This is a genomic window from Streptomyces sp. P17 (assembly GCF_032436805.1).
In the GTDB taxonomy this organism is placed as follows: Bacteria; Actinomycetota; Actinomycetes; order Streptomycetales; family Streptomycetaceae; genus Streptomyces.
The window spans coordinates 1-20,542 of the sequence record NZ_JAVRBF010000097.1 but is presented as its reverse complement, the minus strand read 5'-3'; the positions used below and the strand labels follow the sequence as shown (position 1 = coordinate 20,542).

The window sequence follows — 20,542 nt, the reverse complement described above, 5'->3', positions numbered from 1 at the left end:
ACCGACACCCCTCCCGCCGTCACGGCCCACCAGCGGATTCAACCGATACCGCTACGTGCGGAGGATGGGTCTAGCGTCCACGGCATGCGACACCACGACGCCCCGCTCCGGGCCCCGGTGGTGCACGACCGCCACTGGGCGCCCGACGTACTCGACTCGGTCCGCTGCTCGGCCGTACTCCTCGGACTCCTCCTTCTTGTCGACCTGGCCGCCGAGACCTTCACCGCATGGCGCGGCTTCCTCTGGCTCGCCCTCGCTGCCCTGCTTCTCGCCGTCCTGTACCCGGCCCGGGTCACCGCGGGTGAGGGCTGGCTGGAGTCGCGTCGGCTGCTGCGGACGCAGCGGGTACGCACCGACCTGCTGGTGTCGGTCCGCTGCCTCGACGGCGTGGCCCAGCGCCTGGTGCTGCGGGACGCCTTCGGCGACCGGGTGGAGATCGACCCCGGGGTCCTCATCGACAACCCCGACCTGTGGCTGCGGCTCGCCGAGGACGCCCGACGGTCCGTGAGAGGCGGCTCCCTGCTGTGCGGAACGACGGCGCTGCGCCGGATCACCGAGCGCGTCGACCGCGAGACCGCGCGGGCGGTGTTCAAGGTCTCGGGGCTCGATTAGGACGGGCCGGTCTTAACGGAAGCTTGACGCCCAGGGCCCCCTCATCCCAGGGCCTAGGCGTAACTCTCCGCTTACGCTGGTGCCGCCGTCCGCGTGATGGCCGAAAACGCACGCTGACCAGCGCATCAGGAGCCCGCCGATGGCCACCACGGAACACCCCCCGCCCAGTCGCCTGCGCGCCTGGATGCTGGAGGGCCTGTCCGACATGGGCAAGGGCCACGGTCCCCAGGGCCCGCACGCCGAACCCGAACCGGCCCCCAAGGGCCAGCGCTGGTACCGGGTGATGTGCCTGACCGGTGTCGACTACTTCTCCACCCTCGGCTACCAGCCGGGCATCGCGGCCCTGGCGGCCGGCCTGCTGTCACCGATCGCGACCGTCGTGCTGGTGATCGTCACCCTGGCGGGCGCCCTGCCCGTCTACCGACGGGTGGCCGAGGAGAGTCCGCACGGCCAGGGCTCGATCGCGATGCTGGAACGGCTGCTCTCCTTCTGGAAGGGCAAGCTGTTCGTCCTGACCCTGCTCGGCTTCGCCGCCACCGACTTCCTGATCACCATCACGCTCTCGGCGGCGGACGCCTCCACCCACCTGGTCGAGAACCCGCATCTGAACAGCGCCCTGCACGACAAGCAACTGCTGATCACCCTCCTGTTCGTCGCCCTGCTCGGCGCCGTGTTCCTCAAGGGCTTCCTGGAGGCGATCGGCGTCGCCGTCGCCCTGGTCGGGGCCTATCTGGCGCTGAACGCCGTCGTGGTGATCGTCGGCCTGTACCAGGTCATCACCGAGGGCCATGTCGTCACCGACTGGACCGGCGCCCTGACCGCCGAGCGCGGCAATGTCTTCGTCATGATCGGCATGGCCCTGATCGTCTTCCCGAAGCTCGCCCTCGGCCTCTCCGGCTTCGAAACCGGCGTCGCCGTCATGCCGCACGTCCGTGGCGACTTGGGGGACACCGAGGAGCACCCCCAGGGCCGCATCCGCGACACCAAGAAGCTGCTCACCACCGCCGCCCTCATCATGAGCGGCTTCCTGATCTGCACCAGTTTCATCACCACGCTGTTGATCCCCGAGAAGGAGTTCGAGGAGGGCGGCCAGGCCAACGGCCGCGCGCTCGCGTTCCTCGCACACAAGTACCTGGGCGGCGCCTTCGGCACGGTCTACGACGTCTCGACCATCGCCATCCTCTGGTTCGCCGGGGCCTCCGCGATGGCCGGGCTGCTCAACCTGATGCCGCGCTACCTGCCCCGCTACGGCATGGCCCCGCACTGGGCCCGGGCCGTCCGCCCGATGGTCATCGTCTTCACCCTGGTCGCCTTCCTGGTCACCTGGATCTTCGACGCCGACGTCGACGCGCAGGGCGGCGCCTACGCCACCGGCGTCCTGGTCCTGATCAGCTCCGCCGCCATCGCCGTGACCATCGCCGCCCGCAAGGCAGGCCAGCGGAACTGGACCATCGCCTTCGCCGTGATCTCCGCGGTGTTCCTCTACACGACGATCGTGAACGTCATCGAGCGCCCCGACGGTGTGAAGATCGGCGCCTGCTTCATCGCGGGCATCATCGTCCTCTCCCTGGCCTCCCGGCTGGCCCGCGCCTTCGAGCTGCGTGTGACCAGCGTGACGATGGACGACATGGCGGAACGATTCGTCCGGGACATCGCCAGCCGGAAGATCCGGTTCATCGCCAACGAGCCCGACGCCCGCGACATCGCCGAGTACCGGGACAAGGTCGAGCAGATCCGCCAGGACAACGACCTCTCCGAGCGGGACGACTTCGTCTTCGTCGAGGTCACGGTCACCGACCCGTCCGAGTTCGAGTCCGGCCTGACCGTACGCGGCGAGGTCATGCACCATCGCTACCGCGTCCTGACCCTGGAGTCCTCCTCGGTCTCCAACGCCCTGGCCGCCCTCCTCCTCCTCCTCCACGTCCGCGACACCACCGGCTGCACGCCGCACATCTACTTCGAGTGGACCGAGGGCAACCCCTTCGCCAACTTCCTGCGCTTCTTCCTCTTCGGCCAGGGCGAGGTCGCCCCGGTGACCCGCGAGGTCCTGCGCGAGGCGGAGCCGGACCCGGCCCGCCGCCCCCGGGTCCACACGGGCTGACGCCCTATCGTGACCGGCATGCAGTCCTACACGATCGGCCAGGCCGCACGGCTTCTCGGCGTCAGCCCGGACACCGCCCGCCGCTGGGCGGACGCGGGCCGGGTGGCGACCCACCGCGACGACAGTGGCCGGCGGCTCATCGACGGGCGGGATCTGGCCGCGTTCTCGGTGGAGCTCGCCAAGACGGCGGCCACGCCCGACGAGGAGGCCCCCTACACCTCCGCCCGCAACGCCTTCGCCGGCATCGTCACCGCGATCAAACTCGGCGACGTGGCCGCCCAGGTCGAGATCCAGGCCGGCCCGCACCGGCTCGTCTCCCTGCTCACCCGGGAGGCCGTGGAGGAACTGGGCCTGGAGGTCGGCATGGAGGCCACGGCCCGCGTGAAGTCGACAAACGTACACATCGACCGCACATAACCGCCTCTGTCCATCCGCATATACGAAGCTCCAGCCGCTTCTTCCCTCGCTCATACGAAGCGCCAGAAGACTTACGCCTCGCATATGCGTCAGTATGATCGGCGTATGCGAGGGGGAAGCCGGCGGTCAGGCCCGGCGGCTTCCTCCCCCCGGAGACTGAGGGAGTGGACCAGTGACGACCCGTTACGCCCGCCGGACCCGCCGGACCTTGCAGGCGACCGGCGCGGGAGCCGCCGTACTGCTCCTGATGAGCGCCTGCTCCTCCTCGTCCGACTCCGGCACGTCCGCGGCGTCCGGCTCCTCGTCCTCGCCGAAGGTCTCCGGCACGGTCACCGTCTTCGCCGCCGCCTCCCTCCAGGAGAGCTTCACCGAGCTCGGCAAGCAGTTCGAGAAGGAACACCCGGGCACCAAGGTCACCTTCAGCTTCGGCGGCAGCGACACCCTCGCCGCGAACATCACGGGCGGCGCCCCCGCGGACGTCTTCGCCGCCGCCAGCCCGAAGACCATGGCGATCGTCACGGACGCGGAGGACACGGCCGGCACCCCGGTCACCTTCGTCCGCAACCGGCTGGAGATCGCCACTCTGCCGGGCAACCCCGACAAGATCTCCTCCCTCAAGGACCTCACCGAGTCCGGCCTGAAGGTGGTCCTGTGCGACAAGACGGTGCCGTGCGGGGCCGCGGCCGACAAGGCACTGACGGCGGCCGGGCTCAAGGTCACGCCGGTCTCGTACGAGCAGGACGTCAAGGGCGCCCTGACCAAGGTCGAGCTCAAGGAGGCCGACGCCGCCCTCGTGTACCGGACGGACGTGAAGGCCGCGGGTGACAAGGTGGGGGGCGTGGACTTCCCGGAGGCGGCCGACGCCATCAACGACTACCCGATCGCCCTTCTCAAGGACGCGCCCAACCCGGACGCGGCCAAGGCGTTCATGGAGCTGGTGCGCTCCGCCGAGGGCCGGCAGGTCCTGACCGAGGCCGGATTCCTGAAGCCGTGACGGGTAGCGCCGAGACCTTGGAGGGCCGCCGCAGACGCGTCCGGCCCCGTGTGGTGCCGCTGCCGCTGCTGCTCCCCGCCCTCCTGGGTCTGGCGTTCCTGGTGGTCCCCCTGATCGCCCTGCTGGTACGCACCCCCTGGCGCACCCTCCCGGACCAGCTGACCAGCCCAGAGGTATGGGACGCCCTGCGCCTGTCACTGGTGTGCGCGACGGCGGCAACCGCGCTGAGCCTGCTCCTGGGCGTCCCGCTGGCCTGGCTGCTGGCCAGAACGGACTTCCCGGGCCGCGGCCTGGTCCGGGCCCTGGTGACCCTGCCCCTGGTCCTCCCCCCGGTGGTGGGCGGCGTGGCCCTGCTGCTCGCCCTGGGCCGCAACGGCGTGGTGGGACAGTGGCTGGACGACTGGTTCGGACTCACCCTCCCGTTCACGACGGCGGGCGTGGTGGTGGCGGAGACCTTCGTGGCGATGCCGTTCCTGGTCATCAGCGTGGAAGGCACGCTGAGAGCGGCCGACCCCCGCTACGAGGAAGCGGCCACGACCCTGGGCGCCTCCCGCTTCACGGCGTTCCGCAGAGTGACGCTGCCCTTGATCGCCCCGGGTATCGCGGCGGGAGCGGTGCTGGCCTGGGCCCGTGCCCTCGGCGAGTTCGGCGCCACCATCACGTTCGCGGGCAACTTCCCGGGCCGAACCCAGACCATGCCCCTCGCGGTGTACCTGGCCCTCCAATCAGACCCAGCAGCCGCCATCGCCCTGAGCCTGGTGCTCCTGGCCGTGTCGATCACGGTATTGGCGGCATTGCGCGACCGCTGGATGGCCACCCCATGACCACCTTCGCCCAAGGCGACCAGGGCCTGGACACCCACCTGATCGTCGACCGGGACAACTTCCATCTGGATGTCAGGCTCACCGCCGCCCCCGGCGACGTCCTGGCCCTGCTCGGCCCCAACGGCGCGGGCAAGACCACCGCCCTGCGCGCCCTGGCGGGCCTGATCCCCCTCACCGCCGGCCATCTCCGCCTGGACGGCACGCCCCTGGACCGCACACCCCCCGAGAACCGCCCGGTGGGCGTCGTCTTCCAGGACTACCTCCTCTTCCCCCACCTCACCGCCCTCGACAACGTCGCCTTCGGTCCCCACTGCCAAGGCGCCACCAAGTCCGAATCGCGAGCCCAGGCCCACACCTGGCTCAAGCGCATGGGCCTCACCGACCATGCCACCGCCAAGCCCCGCCGCCTCTCCGGCGGCCAGGCCCAGCGCGTCGCCCTGGCCCGAGCCCTCGCCACCAACCCCCGTCTGCTCCTCCTGGACGAACCCCTGGCGGCCCTGGACGCCCGCACCCGACTGGAAGTGCGAGCCCAACTCCGCCGCCACCTCGCCGAGTTCGAGGCAGTGGCGGTCCTGGTCACCCACGACCCCCTGGACGCCATGGTCCTGGCGGACCGCCTGGTGGTCATCGAACACGGCCGAGTGGTCCAGGAGGGCACCCCCGCGGACATCGCCCGCCACCCCCGTACGGACTACATCGCCCAACTGGTGGGCCTGAACCTCTACAAGGGCAAAGCGGAAGGCCACACGGTCCATCTCGACGCGGGCCCCGCCATCACCACCACGGAAGACCTCAACGGCCCGGTTTTCGTCGCCTTTCCCCCGGGCGCCGTGACGCTCTTCCGTGACCGCCCCACCGGCGCCAGCGCCCGCAACCTCTGGCAGTGCCGGGTCGAAGGGCTGGAAACCCACGGCGACCAGATCCGCGCGGACCTCACCGGTGAACTCCGCCTCGCCGCCGACCTCACCACGGTCGCCGCGGCGGAACTCGACCTCCACCCCGGCGCCCCCGTCTGGGCAACCGTCAAGGCGACGCAAACACACGCGTACCCGGCATAAGCCCACCCCCCGGCTACCGTGGGACGCCCCACCAGCCCACCCCGAACCAGAGGCGTCCCATGCCCCTCAGCATCCGCAACCAACTCCCGGGCACCGTCACCGCCATCACCCCCGGCGAAGTCATGGCCACCGTCAAGGTCGACCTGTCCGGCGGCCACCACCTCACCGCCGCGATCACCAGAGAAGCAGCCGCAGACCTGGCCCTCACCCCGGGCTCCGACGTACGAGCCCTGCTGAAGTCGACTGAGGTCGCCCTCACCACGGCCCCCGTGACCGGCCTCTCGATCCGCAACCAACTCCCCGGCACGGTAAGCGAGATCATCACCGGCGAAGCGATGACCTCGATCAAGATCACGGTCGCCGGGGGCGCACTGACGTCAGTGATCACCACAGAAGCGGCCACCGACCTGGGCCTGGCCCCCGGCACCCCCGTGGTCGCCCTGATCAAGTCGACCGAGATCTCCCTGGCAACCCCCTGACACAAAAGGGGCTCCGCCCGAGCCGTACAGGCCGGGCGGAGCCCGCCCTGTTTCCTACGCCGGATCAGTCGTCGTACGCGTCCAGCGGCGGGCAGGAGCACACCAGATTCCGGTCACCGAACGCCTGGTCGATACGGCGCACCGGCGGCCAGTACTTGTCCGTGGCCGAGACCCCACCCGGGAACACGGCCTCCTCACGGCTGTACGCGTGCTCCCACTCCCCGCCCAGCGAGGCAGCGGTGTGCGGAGCGTTCCGCAGCGGGTTGTCGTCCGCGGCCCACTCCCCGGAACCGACCTTCTCGATCTCCGCGCGAATGGCGATCATCGCCTCGCAGAACCGGTCCAGCTCGATCAGGTCCTCGGACTCGGTCGGCTCGATCATCAGCGTGCCGGCCACCGGGAAGGACATCGTCGGCGCGTGGAAGCCGTAGTCGATGAGCCGCTTGGCTACGTCGTCGACGCTCACACCGGTCGTCTTGGTCAGCGGACGCAGATCGATGATGCACTCGTGCGCGACGAGCCCGCCGGGGCCGGTGTACAGCACCGGGTAGTGCGGCTCCAGCCGCCTGGCGATGTAGTTGGCGCTGAGCACCGCGACCTGCGTGGCCCGCTTGAGCCCCTCGCCGCCCATGAGCCGCACGTATGACCACGAGATCGGCAGGATCCCCGCGGAGCCCCACGGCGCCGCCGAGATCGGACCGACACCCGTCTCGGGACCGGCTGCGGGCTGGAGCGGGTGGTTCGGCAGATACGGCGCGAGGTGCGCGCGCACACCGACCGGACCGACGCCCGGACCACCGCCGCCGTGCGGGATGCAGAAGGTCTTGTGCAGGTTCAGATGCGAGACGTCACCGCCGAAGTGGCCCGGCTTGGCAAGGCCCACCAGGGCGTTGAGGTTGGCGCCGTCGACGTAGACCTGCCCGCCGGCCTCGTGCACCTGCGCGCAGATGTCGACGACATGCTCCTCGAAGACACCGTGCGTCGACGGGTACGTGATCATCAGCACCGACAGCTCGTCGCGGTACTGCTCGATCTTCGCCCGCAGGTCCTCGACGTCGATCTCGCCGTCCTCGGCGGTCTTGACGACGACGACCTTCATGCCGGCCATCACGGCGCTGGCGGCGTTGGTGCCGTGCGCGGAGGACGGGATGAGGCAGACGGTGCGCTGCTCGTCACCGTTGGCGCGGTGGTAGCCGCGGACGGCGAGCAGACCGGCCAGCTCACCCTGCGAGCCGGCGTTCGGCTGGAGGCTGACCTTGTCGTATCCGGTGACCTCGGCGAGACGTTCCTCCAGCTCACGGATGAGCGTGAGGTAGCCCTGCGCCTGCTCGGCCGGCGCGAAGGGGTGCAGCTGCCCGAACTCCGGCCAGGTGACCGGCTCCATCTCGGTCGTCGCGTTGAGCTTCATCGTGCAGGAGCCCAGTGGGATCATGCCGCGGTCGAGCGCGTAGTCACGGTCGGCCAGCCGGCGCAGGTAGCGCAGCATGGCGGTCTCGGAGCGGTGCTGGTGGAAGACCGGGTGCGTCAGGAACTCGTCCTCGCGCAGCGCGGTCCGCGGCAGCGCCTCCTCGGCGCCGGCGTCCAGCGCCTCGATGTCCCCGTCGACCCCGAAGGCGCTCCACACGGCGCCCAGCTGGGCCCGCCCGGTCGTCTCGTCACAGGCGACGGAGACGTGGTCGGCGTCGACGAGACGCAGGTTGACGCCGTTTTCCCGCGCGGCGGCGACGACCTCGGCGGCCCGTCCCGGAACCCGCACGGTCAGCGTGTCGAAGTACGCACCGTGCACGACCTCGACTCCGCCCGCGGTGAGCCCCGCGGCGAGGATCGTGGCGTACCGGTGGACCCGCCGCGCGATGCCCTTCAGCCCCTCGGGCCCGTGGTAGACGGCGTACATCCCGGCCATCACGGCGAGCAGCACCTGCGCCGTACAGATGTTGCTGGTGGCCTTCTCACGACGGATGTGCTGCTCACGCGTCTGCAGCGCGAGCCGGTAGGCCTTGTTCCCGTCGGCGTCCACGGACACGCCCACGAGCCGGCCGGGCAGGCTGCGCGCGAACTTCTCGTGTACGGCCATGTAGCCGGCGTGCGGACCGCCGAAGCCCATCGGAACGCCGAAGCGCTGGGTGGTGCCGACCGCGATGTCCGCGCCGAGCTCGCCCGGCGAGGTCAGCAGCGTCAGCGCGAGCAGATCGGCGGCGACGGTGACCAGCGCGCCGAGCCCGTGGGCCTGCTCGATGACGGGCTTGATGTCCCGTACGGCACCGGAGGCGCCCGGGTACTGGATGAGGACGCCGTTGATCTCACGTTCTGCGATCTCGGCGGGGATGCCGTCGCTGAGGTCGGCGACGACGACCTCCACTCCGGTCGGCTCGGCACGCGTCTCGATCACGGCGATGGTCTGCGGAAGGGCGTCCGCGTCGATCAGGAAGAGGCCCTTCTTGTTCTTGCCCATACGCCGGGACAGAGCCATGGCCTCGGCCGCGGCCGTCCCCTCGTCGAGCAGCGAGGCACCGGAGGTGGGCAGCCCGGTCAGCTCGGCGACCATGGTCTGGAAGTTCAGCAGGGCTTCGAGCCGCCCCTGGGAGATCTCCGGCTGGTACGGCGTGTAGGCCGTGTACCAAGCGGGGTTCTCCATCACATTGCGCAGGATGACGGGCGGGGTGAAGGTCCCGTAGTACCCGAGCCCGATCATGGAGTCGAGCACCTGGTTGCGATCGGCGAGCGACCGCAGCTCGGCGAGCACCTCGGCCTCGGTACGGGCGCCCGGCAGGTCGAGGGCGTCGGCGTTCTTGATCACATCCGGCACCGCGGCGGCGGTGAGCTCGTCGAGCGAGCCGTAGCCGACCTGCGCGAGCATCTTGGCCCGAGCCTCATGATCAGGACCAATATGACGCTGCTCGAAGGGGATTCCTTGTTCGAGCTCGGAGAGCGGAATGCGATGGGCGGTCATTGCGGAGGCCTCCTGGTCGACACGACCTTCGAGGGGCACCACGGCGCGGGTACCCGGACGGCCTCCCCCTCTGTCATCTCAACCTGAGAGCTTCACCGGACGCCCGAGGGCAGCCGGCTTTCACCGTCGGTGAGAGCGGAAGCCGTCGACACCCGCCCTGCTTTCCAGAGTGACCTCGTCCGTGCGGTACGTGGGCCTGAGAGATTCCGGGGAGGATTTGCTCCTTCGGCGCCTCCGGATGGTGTCCGGAGGACTCTCCCGCACGGGGTCAGCAGCCGTCTGAAAGCCTACCAGCGAGGTCAACGCCCAGGCGTTCGAGTGGCCGCTTGCCCCAATGTGCTCTTTCGTAGTGCTTACGGATGAGTTGCGACCAAGTGGAGGGCCCGTGCAGACCGACATCGATCCGCGCAACCTGATCGGCCGCAAGGCGTTCGACCGCAACGGTACGAAGATCGGCACGATCGACGAGGTCTACCTCGACGACGCGACCGGCGTACCGGAGTGGGCAGCCATACGCACGGGCCTGTTCAGCAGAGACGCGTTCGTCCCCCTGGAGCCCAGCGAGCTCGTGGAGGGCACCCTGCACGTCCCCTTCGACCGCTCCCTGATCAAGGACGCCCCCGACTTCGGAGTAGGCCGCCACCTCTCGCCCGAACAGGAACTCCAGCTCTACCACCACTACGGCCTGGACATCACCGCACCCCCACCCCCGGACCACGACTTCGGCAACTTGGCAGGCACGGAGGACGCGGACACCTGAGCCGTCCGGCCCTTGTGGATTGCCGCAGCGCCCGGCGGGACCGCCCGCGAACCCACCCCACGCCGGCCCGGACAACGGTCACGCAGGAACCCCGTCCACCGAGGCCCCGGGTCTTCGCGGCACCAACGGCAGCGGCTCGGCCGGCGACAGCTCCGGATCGTCCACCAAAAACGTCCGCACCCGCCCCGGCCCGGAATCAGGCGTCTCGAACCTCACCGTCACCCGCCCCACCCCACTCCCCTGCACCCACCCATGCCCGAACTCGGCATGCCGCACATCATGACCCGCAGCCCACCGCCGCTCCCCAGGCTCCACAGTCTCCCGCGCAGCAGCCTCAACCTTCCCCTCCTCCCCCATGTCAGCCGCCACGCCGTCCCCCGCGGCCTGCGCGAAGAGATCTTCCTGGGTAAAGTCGGCCAGCCCACTGACCCCCACCCCCAGCAGCCGCACACCCCCGGTCGTGTCCACCGACTCCAGCAGCCGAGCAGCCGCCTCCCGCACCACCGCCGGATCATCCGTGGGCCCACGCAACGTCTCCGACCGCGTCAGCGTCGAAAAGTCGTAGCGCCGCACCTTCAGCACGATCGTCCGCCCGGACAGCCCCGCCCCCCGCAGCCGCCGTACACACCGATCCGCCAGCCGCGCCACCTCAAGCCCGACCCGCACCCGATCATGGATGTCCACGTCATAGGTGTCCTCCACGGACACCGACTTCGCCTCCCGCTCAGCCACCACGGGCCGCTCATCCCGCGCCAGCGCCATGGCGTACAGCGCATGCCCATGCGCCTTCCCCAGCAGCCGCACGAGCTCGTCCTCCCCCGCCTCGGCCAGCTCATCGACCGTATGGATCCCGGCCCGCCGCAGGTGGTCCCCCGTAGCCGGCCCCACCCCCGGCAGGGTCCGCACCGACATCGGCCCGAGCAGCGCCCGCTCGGTCCCCGGTTCGATCAGCACCAGCCCGTCCGGCTTGGCCTGCTCCGAGGCGATCTTGGCCAGCATCTTGGAGGCCGCGAGCCCCACCGATCCCGTCAGCCCGGTGACCGCCCGTATGCCGGCCCGCAGCTTCACCCCCGCCAGCCGCGCCGACTCCGCGTCCCAGGCCGCTCCCCCGGCCTCCAGATCCACGAACGCCTCGTCCAGGCTGAGCGGTTCCACCAGCGGCGAGAGCGCCCCCAGCAGTTCCATGACCTGCTCACTGATGGACCGGTAGAAGCTGAACCGCGGCACCAGATACGCGGCGTTCGGCGCGAGCCGCCGGGCCTGCGCCATGGGCATCGCCGAATGAACGCCGAACACCCGCGCCTCGTACGAGCACGTCGCCACCACACCCCGAGGCCCGAGCCCGCCCACGATGACGGCCTTCCCGCGCAGACTCGGCTTGGACGCCTGCTCCGCCGAGGCGAAGAAGGCATCCATGTCGAGATGCAGGATCGTGGGCGCGTTTCTCACATATCCGATGCTGCCCTACGCCACTGACAATGCCCCCGAGCCGACCCCGTGCCTGGGCCCCCGGCCGGGCCTCAGACCGCCCGGTTCCGCCGCCGCGCCAGCTCATCGGCGGGATTGGGGCCGACCAGCGTCTCGCCGGTGTCGATCCGCTCCCCGTGCAGCTGCGTCAGCGCGCTCTCCACGTCCCGCCACACCACACCGACGGCGATCCCGAAGATGCCCTGCCCGCCCTGGAGCAGCGCGTGGACCTCGTCCGGCGAGGTGCACTCGTAGACCGTGGCGCCGTCGCTCATCAGCGTCATGCGCTCCAGGTCACGAAATCCCCGCTCCCGCAGATGCTGCACCGCGGTACGGATGTTCTGCAGCGCGACACCGGTGTCCAGGAACCGCTTGACGATCTTCAGGACGACGACGTCCCGGAAGCTGTACAGGCGCTGCGTCCCCGACCCGTAGGCGGGCCGCACACTCGGCTCGACGAGCCCGGTGCGCGCCCAGTAGTCCAGTTGCCGATAGGTGATGCCGGCGGCCGCGCAGGCCGTCGGACCTCGATAGCCGATCTGCTCGGACGCCATGGGCGCCGCCCCTCCGCCGCTCGGCACGGCCGCCGGTCGCTGCGGTGCGTGGTCGGCCGCGCTGCCGTGAAGCGGATACGGACCGCTCGCCCCGAGACCGTGTCCGGGGGCACCCCCAGCCGTACCGTCGCCGCTGCTTCTCACGCCGACCTCCGTCCTTGACCTGCCTTCTCGACGGTAGGCAGTCACCAGGGGTGCGTCAACGATCGCCACACTCGGCACGCCGAGTGATAATCACCCTAGGAGTGGTTTCCCGTACCCCACCGCGGGGAAAGGCTAGCCGAATGCGCTGGGAGCAGGCCGCAGGACGCTCTCACTCGCCGCTGGCAATTGCCGGGGCCCGAGCCGTCGGCGGGCCGTGGCCGCTCGCCGTTGACCCGCTGGTCGCCGGGCCGCCGGGGCCGTCTCACTGACTGCTGGTGCCGAAGTCCTCGGGTGAGATCTGGTCGAGGAACTCGCGGAACTTCTCCACCTCGTCCTCCTGCTCGTCCGGAATCGCGATGCCCGCGTCGTCGAGCACGCCGTCGCTGCCGTAGATCGGCGTTCCGGTGCGCAGGGCCAGCGCTATGGCATCGGACGGTCGGGCGCTCACCTCGACCCCGCTGGCGAAGACCAGCTCGGCGTAGAAGACGCCTTCACGCAGGTCCGTGATGCGCACTTCGGTGAGCTCCTGGCCGACGGCCTCCAGCACGTCCTTGAACAGGTCGTGGGTCAGCGGTCGTGCGGGGGCCATGCCCTGCTGGGCGAAGGCAATGGCCGTCGCCTCCCCCGGGCCGATCCAGATGGGGAGGTAGCGGTCGCCTCCCACTTCGCGCAGGAGCACGATCGGTTGGTTGGAGGGCATTTCGACCCGGACACCTACGACATCGAGCTCGTTCACACAGCAACCCTAGGCCGTGCCCGGGACGTTTGGGTAGTCGGGCAGGGAACGGGCGGCCCATCCGGCCTTCCGAGGCCCACCGGCTCAGGGCAGCCGCACCCCGAGCGCGGTCTTCACGAGCGCGGCGTGCAGCTTCACCGTGAGCCCCGCCAGCTCCTTGGTACGGGCCTCGGCGTGCGCCCTGGTCTGCGGATTGCGGTGGCGCCTGAGCGGTGCCACGACCTGGTCCACGAGCCCGGCCTCACGGTCCGCGGCGGCCTTCATCACCCGCAGATGCCGCGGCTCGATCCCGAACCGCCCCAGCTCGGCGACGAGCGAGGCCACCGTGACCGCCTCCACGTCGTACCCACCGTCCGGCAGTGGAGCGATCAGCCCGTACGACTCCCACTCCTCAAGCTCCCGCTCACCGATCTCCGCGGCGGCCAGCAGCTCGGACCGCCCGATCCGAGCCGCCGTGGGAGCATCGGAGAACTCCGGTACGGCCTCCCCGTCCCGCTGTCGGCCCACGGTGGGCAGGGGCACGGCCTCGCCGCGCTCCATGGCGTCCAGGTGCTCCCGGATCACCCTCAGGGGCAGATAGTGGTCCCGCTGCATCCTCAGCACATGGCCGAGTCGCTCGACATCGTCCGCGCTGAACTTGCGGTACCCCGACGGGGTCCGCTGCGGCTCGACAAGACCCTCGGACTCCAGGAACCGGATCTTGGAGATGGTGACTTCGGGGAACTCGTCGCGCAGCACGTTCAGCACCGTGCCGATGCTCATCAGCCCGCTGTCCGTGGCGGCGGTGCCGTGTCCGGCACCGCCGCTCGGTGTCTGAAGCATGGACCTTCTCCGGGGGAGGGTCAGTAGCCCCGCTGGCTCGCGTAGAAGACCAGCCGGTACTTGCCGATCTGCACCTCGTCGCCGTTCGACAGAGCGACCTGGTCGATTCGCTCGCGGTTGACGTACGTGCCGTTCAGGCTGCCCACGTCGGCCACCGTGAACGAGCCGTCCTGGCTGCGGCGGAACTCCACATGCCGGCGCGAGACGGTGACGTCGTCCAGGAAGATGTCGCTCTGCGGGTGACGGCCGGCGGTGGTCAGGTCGCTGTCCAGCAGGAAGCGGCTGCCCGAGTTCGGCCCACGGCGCACCACCAGGAGCGCGGAGCCGAGCGGCAGCGCCTCGACGGCGGCCTGCGCCTCGGGGGACAGGGCGGGCATCTGCGTCTGACCGGTGGCCTCGGCGTCGTAGGCCTCAAGACCGGAGATGGAGATCGTGGACGTGGTCTCGGACGGACGCTCGGGAACGGCACCCGCCCGCAGCGGAGCACCGCAGTTGGAACAGAAGCGACTGTTCTCCGCGTTGCGATTACCGCACCTCGTGCACACCAGGGCCGACATGGACGGATCCTCCTGCCGCGGCTGCCCCGACGGGGCATTGGACGCGTACGGGTCGGCGGAGAACCCTCCACCCGTACTTGAGGTTGACGGTTGCCCGAAACCTATGCCTCCGGACTGGGCAGGGTCAACCGACGGCGCGCCCTGACCTCCGGAAATGTCACCGCCCGGACCACTTACCTGGTCTCGGAACAACGGCCGCTGGCCCTCTGCGTCAGGCTGCGCGCGGTGACGGGCGGTGGCGTTTTCGTTGCCCTGCCGCGCGCTCTTGCCGAACAACTTCGCAAACAACTTCACGGGCGATTCCCCTTGACTGAAATAGACCCGCCCGTGGGGCAGGACGAACCCTGACTGCACACTCCGGCCGACCCGGACATCCTCACAACGTCCGTATCCACCAGACAGTTTCCACCACGCACCACCCATTCGGTGCGCCGACCCCCCGCAACCTCATGCCCTCGCCGGACGTCCCCCATGCACCCCCGGTTCACCGCGAGGACGACCGAGCGTAGTCAGGCTTCTCCGCGGCTCGCAAGGCGTCCACAATGATCTTGTCCGACCGCTCGACGGTCACGGTGGCCTGCTCCTTCTCAAGGGTCTGCACCACGCCTCCAGGGATGTTGAGCGCCGGTTCGAGGTCCTGCGGCTTGCCGATGACCTTGAAACGATAGGGCGCGTTGATCTTGTTCCCGTCGACGCTCACGGAGTTCCCCGAATCCGTCAGATAGGTACCTGCCACCACGCGTACCCCGTTCACCTGGATCGCCTCCGCCCCGGCCGCACGCAACTCCTGAATGGCGTCGAGCAGCATGTCCGCCTCGACCGTCCCCTTCGTGTCGTCGATGGTCACCGTGATACCGGGTCCCTGCGCGGCCACCGTGCCCGCCAGGATGCCGAGTTGCCGCTCCTTCTCGACCGTCTGCTTGCGGGCCTCCTCGGCCTGGTTCGAGCTGTTCTCCAGCTCGTCCCGCTGCTTTTCGAGTCCCTGCTTCTCGTCCTCAAGACGCTGTGTACGGTCATCCAGTTCATCGAGGATCCGGACAAGATCCTCCTGACGCGCGCCACGCAGGGCGTCGTCCCCGTCGCTGTTGGAGGCGACCTGCACGGCCAGGCCGAAGCCGAGGCCGAACAGCAGCAGGGCGACGATCAGTTGGGCCCGGGTCACACGCGGGGGCCACAGTCCCTTGACGAGCCGCTGCCGTCCGGTGAGGACCGGCTGTGACTCGGAGTCCTCCGCAGCGGACCCGGCGGCCGCGGGCGGGACCTCGTCGGGCAGTTCCTTGCGCAGCCTGTTCTCGGCCGTCTCGTCCTGGTTGCTCATCGGCCTCACGCCCGGAACACATGCCGACGGATGGCCGCGGCGTTCGAGAAGATACGGATCCCGAGGACCACCACGACACCGGTGGACAACTGCGCCCCCACGCCCAACTTGTCGCCCAGGAACACGATCAGCGCGGCGACGACCACATTGGACAGGAACGAGACCACGAAGACCTTGTCGTCGAAGATGCCGTCGAGCATGGCCCGCAGGCCACCGAAGACGGCGTCCAGCGCCGCCACGACGGCAATCGGCAGATAAGGCTCGACGACCGCCGGAACCTCAGGCCGGACCAACAGGCCGGCCACGACTCCCACGACGAGGCCCAGTACGGCGATCACGATGTGCCCTTCTCGGTTTTCTCGGTGTTCGGCTGTGCGGTTCGTACGGTCACACTGGGTGCTGCGGGCAGCCGGAGATCCCCCTCCACGGAGATGGCGGTCCGGATGCCGAAGTTCTCCTGCAAGGCATGCAGATACAGCCCGTCGGCGCTGTCCTGGAACCTGCTGCTCAGCCGCTTCCCGTCCCCCACCGCGAGCACCGTGTACGGCGGTACCAGTGGCTTGTTGTCGACCAGTATCGCGTCACCCGCGGCCCTGATCGCCGACAGCGCCGTCAGCCGCTGCCCATTGATGGAGATCGCCTCGGCCCCCGACTCCCACAGCCCGTTGACCACGCGCTGCATGTCCCGGTCGCGCACCCGTCCGGTGTCGGAGAACCCGGACGTCTCGCGCGGGTCCCCGTCACCGCCCCCGCCGGATTCCTTGGCGTCGTTCACCACCAGTTTCACGCCAGGCCCGTGCACCTTGACGGCCCCGGAGAGGATGCCGACGAGTTCCGCCTGCGCGCTGCCGCCGCTTCCCTTGAGCGCCTCGCGCTGGCGCGCGCTCACATCGTCACGCAGCTCGTCGACGCTGTCCTCAAGCTTGTCCGCGGCCTCGGTCTCCTGATCGATCCGGTCGATCAGTTCCTCGCGCTCCTTGGCCACGACCGGGGCGGCGACCCGCGCCTGAACCGCACCGACCGTGACGACGAGGGCGGCCAGCACCAGTCCGGCCGCGAGCCCGAGCTTCGCCCTGAGGGTCTTGGGCAGACCGCCGTCCGCCGCCTTCTTCCGGGCGGCCGCCTCGGCGTAACCGTCGTCGAGGCTGTGGTCCATGACGTTGGTGAGCAGCGACATGGAGGCGTCCGGGCGCGAGGGGCGCGTAGGCGTGCTCCGAACGGGGGGCTGCTGCGGCATGCCGCACATCGTCGCACGTCGCGCCCAGTACCTCCGAATGGCCCCACCGGCGTGCCGGACAGGCCCCCTCGGGGACACTTGTCCGGCACGCGCGCATGCTGGGGATTTCAGCGCCCGGCGCTGTCCACCACCGCGGCCCACTCATCGAGCAGCGCCTGGGCCGACGCGTCGTCGGGACCCTCCGCCCACAGGTGAGTGACGGCCTCGGCCGGGTCCGGCAGCACCATCACCCAGCGCCCATCGGTCTCCACCACCCGCACACCGTCCGTGGTGTCCACGAAACGGTCTCCGGCAGCCTCCACGACTCGCCGCATCACGAGCCCCTTGACCGCCCACGGAGTCGCCAGGTCCCGCTTGAGGACATGCGCCCGCGGTATCCGCGCGTCGATCTGGCTGAGGGTGAGCTGAGTGCGGGCCACCAGCCCGATCAGCCGTACGAAGGCCGCCGCGCCGTCGAAGACCCCGCTGAACTCGGGGACGATGAATCCGCCCTTGCCGTCACCGCCGAAGATCGTGGTGTCGTCCCGCCCGACGCGCGTCAGATCGTCGGGCGAGGTCGTTGTCCACTCCACCTGCGTCCCGTGGTACGCCGCCACCTGCTCGGCGATCCTGGTGGTCGTCACCGGCAGCGCGACCCGCCCGCTGCGCCGCTCCGCGGCCACCAGGTCGAGCATCACGAGCAGTGCCCGGTCGTCCTCGACGATCCGCCCCTTCTCGTCGACCAGCGACAGCCGCTCACCGACGGGATCGAAGCGCACCCCGAACGCGGCCCGCGCGGAGGCCACGATCTCCCCCAGCCGCACCAGCCCCGACCGCCGAGCATCCGCCGTCTCGGTGGGCCGGGACTCGTCCAGACCGGGATTGATGGTCAGCGAGTCCACACCCAGCTTGCCCAGCAGGCTGGGCAGCACGAGGCCGGCACTTCCGTTGGACGCGTCCACGACGACCTTGAGCCCGGACTCGGCGATCCCGGTCGTGTCCACATTCCTCAGCAGCGATCCGGTGTACGAGTCGAACACGCTGGCCGGGAAGTGCAGGTCCCCGATCTCACCGGGGAAGGCACGGCGGTACTCCTGGCGCGCGAATACCCGGTCCAGCTTGCGCTGACTCCCCTGCGAGAGATCGGCGCCCCGACCGTCGAAGAACATGATGTCCACGGAGTCCGGCACACCGGGCGTCGTCCGGATCATGATCCCGCCGGCGCTGCCACGAGCCGTCTGCTGCCGCGCCACGGGCAGCGGTACGTTCTCCAGGTCGCGTACGTCGATGGCGCTCGCCTGAAGCGCGGAGATCACCGCCCGTTTCAGAGCCCGCGCACCACGGGAGTGGTCACGGGCCGTGGTGACGGTCGACCCCTTCTTGAGGGTCGTCGCATAGGCGCCGGCGAGACGCACGGCCAGCTCGGGCGTGATCTCGACATTCAGGATTCCCGACACCCCACGGGCACCAAAGAGATGCGCCTGTCCCCTGGACTCCCAGATCACCGAGGTATTGACGAAGGCGCCGGCCTCAATGATCTTGAACGGGTAGACCCGCACATTGCCCTGAATGATCGACTCTTCACCGATGAGGCACTCGTCGCCGATGACGGCACCGTCCTCGATCCGGGCAGCGCGCATGATGTCGGTGTTCTTCCCGACGACACAACCCCGAAGGTTGCTGTGCTGCCCGACATACACGTTGTCGTGCACGACGGCCTTGTGCAGAAACGCCCCGGTCTTCACGACGACGTTCGAGCCGACCACGGTGTGCTCACGAATTTCGGCACCGGCTTCGACCTTGGCGTAGTCCCCGATATACAGGGGCCCACGCAGAACGGCATCGGGATGCACCTCCGCACCCTCCGCCACCCACACACCCGGGGAGATCTCGAACCCGTCGAGCTCGACGTCGACCTTGCCCTCCAGGACATCGGCCTGCGCCTTCACATAGCTCTCGTGGGTGCCGACATCCTCCCAGTAGCCCTCCGCGACATACCCATAGATCGGCTTGCCCTCCTTCATCAGCTGCGGAAAGACATCGCCGGACCAGTCCACGGGCACATCGGCCTCGACATAGTCGAAGACCTCGGGTTCCATGACGTAGATACCGGTGTTCACCGTGTCCGAGAAGACCTGGCCCCAGGTCGGCTTCTCAAGGAAGCGTTCGACCTTGCCCTCTTCGTCGACGATGGTGATACCGAATTCCAAGGGATTCGGCACACGCGTCAGACAGACAGTGACGAGCGCGCCCTTCTCCTTGTGGAACCGGATCAGGTCGGTGAGGTCGAAGTCGGTCAGCGCATCGCCGGAGATCACAAGGAAGGCATCGTCCTTCAACGCCTCTTCGGCGTTCTTGACGCTTCCGGCGGTACCGAGTGGCTTCTCCTCGTTGGCATAGCTGAGCTCCATTCCGAGCTCTTCGCCGTCACCGAAGTAGTTCTTGACCAAGGAGGCCAGGAACTGGACAGTTACGACGGTCTCGTTCAGCCCATGCCTTTTGAGCAGCCGCAGAACGTGCTCCATGATCGGCCGGTTGGCCACCGGCAGGAGCGGTTTGGGCATGCTTGAGGTCATGGGGCGAAGGCGTGTGCCTTCGCCTCCGGCCATCACGACGGCCTTCATGTCGGAAGCGTCCTCCTCGAAGAGACGACGGTCTAGCCGACTTCACCCGTCCAGATTGTCCCGCACTTTTCTGCAGCGGGCCATCGAGCCGCAGGATCGCTTCAAGGGGCGAGTTCAATCGGCCATGGTGTCCGCACGGACCAGGCGGCGGACCTGTACCACGTAGAGGACTCCTGCCCACCAGTAGAGCGTTGTACCCCATCCGGCGAACGCCCATCCGAAAATAGCAGCAAGTGACGGGAGCCACCCGCTTCCGTCGCTGAGCAGGAGCAACGGGAAGGCATACATCAGGTTGAAAGTAGCCGCCTTCCCCAGGAAGTTCACCTGGGGCGGCGGATAGCCATGCCGCCTGAGGATGCCCACCATCACCAGCAGAACCAGTTCTCGCGCAAGAAGTACGGCAGTCAACCAGATCGGAAGAATCTCGCGCCAGGTCAGTCCGACCAAAGTCGAGAGAATGTAGAGCCGGTCTGCAGCCGGGTCCAGGAGCCGGCCGAGGCTGCTGATCTGGTTCCAACGCCGCGCGAGCTTGCCGTCCAGGTAGTCACTGATCCCGCTCAGCATCAGCACCAACAGGGCCCAGCCGTCGCTCTTCGGCCCTCCGAACTCCGGCCAGAGGATCAGCCACAGGAACACCGGCACACCAACGAGCCGAGCCATGCTGAGGATGTTGGGGATGGTGAGGACCCTGTCCGTCTGGACACGGGTCTCCTGGACCTCCACCCGGGGGCCTCCTGAGGGAAACGTGCGAACGATGCCCCCTGACCCTACCTCAACGCAAAAAAGCTCTGGCCCCTGGGCGGTATGCCCAAGAGCCAGAGCTGTAAAAGGAGTTCGGCGGCGTCCTACTCTCCCACAGGGTCCCCCCTGCAGTACCATCGGCGCTGTAAGGCTTAGCTTCCGGGTTCG

Annotated in this window: 19 protein-coding genes, 1 rRNA gene and 1 riboswitch; of the genes, 8 read left to right on the top strand and 12 right to left on the bottom strand. The window is 69.0% G+C overall.

The genetic code is table 11. The features are described 5' to 3' along the window. The first annotated feature begins 84 nt into the window (after positions 1-84). The 7 genes from RMT89_RS37350 to RMT89_RS37320 all read left to right on the top strand — a co-directional run bounded on the left by RMT89_RS37350 (position 85) and on the right by RMT89_RS37320 (position 6,485). Complete coding sequence (locus RMT89_RS37350) at positions 85-612, top strand: hypothetical protein (protein WP_315888213.1); 528 nt, start codon at positions 85-87, stop codon at positions 610-612. 139 nt (positions 613-751) lie between these two features. Then, the gene (locus tag RMT89_RS37345) at positions 752-2,713 is read left to right on the top strand and encodes an amino acid transporter (protein ID WP_315888212.1); all 1,962 of its coding nucleotides are present in this window, start codon (positions 752-754) and stop codon (positions 2,711-2,713) included. A gap of 18 nt (positions 2,714-2,731) precedes the next feature. After that, complete coding sequence (locus RMT89_RS37340; RefSeq protein ID WP_315888211.1) at positions 2,732-3,130, top strand: helix-turn-helix transcriptional regulator; 399 nt, start codon at positions 2,732-2,734, stop codon at positions 3,128-3,130. A 172-nt stretch (positions 3,131-3,302) separates the two neighbouring features. Next, entirely contained in the window at positions 3,303-4,124 is an 822-nt protein-coding gene (gene modA, locus RMT89_RS37335) for a molybdate ABC transporter substrate-binding protein (RefSeq protein ID WP_315888210.1), read from the top strand. After that, complete coding sequence (modB, locus tag RMT89_RS37330) at positions 4,121-4,948, top strand: molybdate ABC transporter permease subunit (protein ID WP_315888209.1); 828 nt, start codon at positions 4,121-4,123, stop codon at positions 4,946-4,948. Before modA ends, modB begins: the two co-directional genes overlap by 4 nt. Then, complete coding sequence (locus RMT89_RS37325) at positions 4,945-6,006, top strand: ABC transporter ATP-binding protein (protein ID WP_315888208.1); 1,062 nt, start codon at positions 4,945-4,947, stop codon at positions 6,004-6,006. The genes modB and RMT89_RS37325 overlap by 4 nt, the downstream gene beginning before the upstream one ends. A 59-nt stretch (positions 6,007-6,065) precedes the next feature. Further along, complete coding sequence (locus RMT89_RS37320) at positions 6,066-6,485, top strand: TOBE domain-containing protein (protein ID WP_315888207.1); 420 nt, start codon at positions 6,066-6,068, stop codon at positions 6,483-6,485. A gap of 64 nt (positions 6,486-6,549) precedes the next feature. Here the strand turns inward: RMT89_RS37320 and gcvP are convergent, their stop codons facing one another. Next, a complete protein-coding gene (gene gcvP / locus RMT89_RS37315) occupies positions 6,550-9,435 on the bottom strand; it encodes an aminomethyl-transferring glycine dehydrogenase (RefSeq protein ID WP_315888206.1) in 2,886 nt (961 codons plus the stop codon). A gap of 174 nt (positions 9,436-9,609) precedes the next feature. Beyond that, positions 9,610-9,706, bottom strand: a riboswitch (glycine riboswitch). A gap of 114 nt (positions 9,707-9,820) precedes the next feature. Here gcvP and RMT89_RS37310 point away from each other — a divergent pair. Beyond that, positions 9,821-10,195, top strand: coding sequence for a PRC-barrel domain-containing protein (locus tag RMT89_RS37310; protein ID WP_315888205.1), 375 nt, complete (start codon positions 9,821-9,823; stop codon positions 10,193-10,195). Positions 10,196-10,273: 78 nt separating this feature from the next. Here RMT89_RS37310 and RMT89_RS37305 read toward each other — a convergent pair whose 3' ends face one another. The 11 genes from RMT89_RS37305 to rrf form a co-directional block, all read right to left on the bottom strand. Then, positions 10,274-11,644 (bottom strand): DNA polymerase IV, encoded by a 1,371-nt coding sequence (locus tag RMT89_RS37305; protein ID WP_315888204.1) that lies wholly within the window; start codon positions 11,642-11,644, stop codon positions 10,274-10,276. Positions 11,645-11,715: 71 nt separating this feature from the next. After that, the gene (locus tag RMT89_RS37300) at positions 11,716-12,360 is read right to left on the bottom strand and encodes a MerR family transcriptional regulator (protein ID WP_315888203.1); all 645 of its coding nucleotides are present in this window, start codon (positions 12,358-12,360) and stop codon (positions 11,716-11,718) included. 262 nt (positions 12,361-12,622) lie between these two features. Further along, positions 12,623-13,096, bottom strand: coding sequence for a bifunctional nuclease family protein (locus tag RMT89_RS37295; RefSeq protein ID WP_004002801.1), 474 nt, complete (start codon positions 13,094-13,096; stop codon positions 12,623-12,625). An 84-nt stretch (positions 13,097-13,180) separates the two neighbouring features. After that, a complete protein-coding gene (locus RMT89_RS37290) occupies positions 13,181-13,918 on the bottom strand; it encodes a MerR family transcriptional regulator (RefSeq protein ID WP_315888202.1) in 738 nt (245 codons plus the stop codon). A 20-nt stretch (positions 13,919-13,938) separates the two neighbouring features. After that, positions 13,939-14,898 carry an FHA domain-containing protein gene (locus tag RMT89_RS37285; RefSeq protein ID WP_315888201.1) on the bottom strand — a complete coding sequence of 320 codons (960 nt, stop codon included), beginning with the start codon at positions 14,896-14,898 and terminating at the stop codon, positions 13,939-13,941. Positions 14,899-14,959: 61 nt separating this feature from the next. After that, positions 14,960-15,793, bottom strand: coding sequence for a DUF881 domain-containing protein (locus RMT89_RS37280; RefSeq protein WP_315888200.1), 834 nt, complete (start codon positions 15,791-15,793; stop codon positions 14,960-14,962). A gap of 5 nt (positions 15,794-15,798) precedes the next feature. After that, the gene (locus RMT89_RS37275; protein ID WP_003988855.1) at positions 15,799-16,131 is read right to left on the bottom strand and encodes a small basic family protein; all 333 of its coding nucleotides are present in this window, start codon (positions 16,129-16,131) and stop codon (positions 15,799-15,801) included. After that, on the bottom strand, positions 16,128-17,030 hold the full coding sequence (locus tag RMT89_RS37270; protein WP_315888199.1) for a DUF881 domain-containing protein: 903 nt from the start codon (positions 17,028-17,030) through the stop codon (positions 16,128-16,130). The genes RMT89_RS37275 and RMT89_RS37270 overlap by 4 nt, the downstream gene beginning before the upstream one ends. A gap of 107 nt (positions 17,031-17,137) precedes the next feature. Next, entirely contained in the window at positions 17,138-19,633 is a 2,496-nt protein-coding gene (locus tag RMT89_RS37265) for a mannose-1-phosphate guanyltransferase (protein ID WP_315888198.1), read from the bottom strand. 114 nt (positions 19,634-19,747) lie between these two features. Then, positions 19,748-20,356, bottom strand: a complete 609-nt coding sequence (locus RMT89_RS37260; protein ID WP_315888197.1) for a CDP-alcohol phosphatidyltransferase family protein — start codon at positions 20,354-20,356, stop codon at positions 19,748-19,750. Between the two features lie 109 nt (positions 20,357-20,465). Beyond that, a 5S ribosomal RNA gene (gene rrf / locus RMT89_RS37255) occupies positions 20,466-20,542 on the bottom strand; the annotation flags it as partial.